Source organism: Mycobacterium sp. 94-17 (assembly GCF_035617725.1).
In the GTDB taxonomy this organism is placed as follows: Bacteria; Actinomycetota; Actinomycetes; order Mycobacteriales; family Mycobacteriaceae; genus Mycobacterium.
In genome coordinates, this window is the sequence record NZ_JAPIYN010000099.1 from 1 (window position 1) to 416 (window position 416).

General features: G+C 64.9%; 1 protein-coding gene. It reads left to right on the plus strand.

Going from position 1 to position 416, the window contains the following annotated elements:
- Window positions 1-416: condensation domain-containing protein (locus tag OQ789_RS25835; RefSeq protein ID WP_324689269.1), on the plus strand; the 416-nt coding region annotated here is incomplete at both ends.

Here is a 416-nt window from a genome sequence, read left to right on the forward strand (position 1 = left end):
GAGCGTCCGGCGGTGGTGCCGTTGTCGTTTGCGCAGAATCGGTTGTGGTTTATCGACCAGTTGCAGGGGCCCTCGGCCGTGTTCAACATGGCGGTGGCGCTGCGGCTGAGTGGGCGTTTGGATGCCGACGCGTTGGGTGTCGCGTTGGCCGATGTGGTGGGCCGTCATGAGAGCCTGCGGACGCTGTTCGCCGCGCCGGGGGGCACGCCACAGCAGTTGGTGGTGCCCGTGGAGCAGGCCGATTTCGGGTGGCAGATCATCGATGCCGCGGGTTGGCCGGAGGGCCGACTGGCTGAGGCTGTTGATGTGGTGGTGCGGCATCAATTCGAGTTGGCGCGTGAGATTCCTTTGCGGGCACGGCTTTTCCGGGTCAGTGCCGATGAGCATGTGTTGGTGGCGGTGGTGCATCATATCGC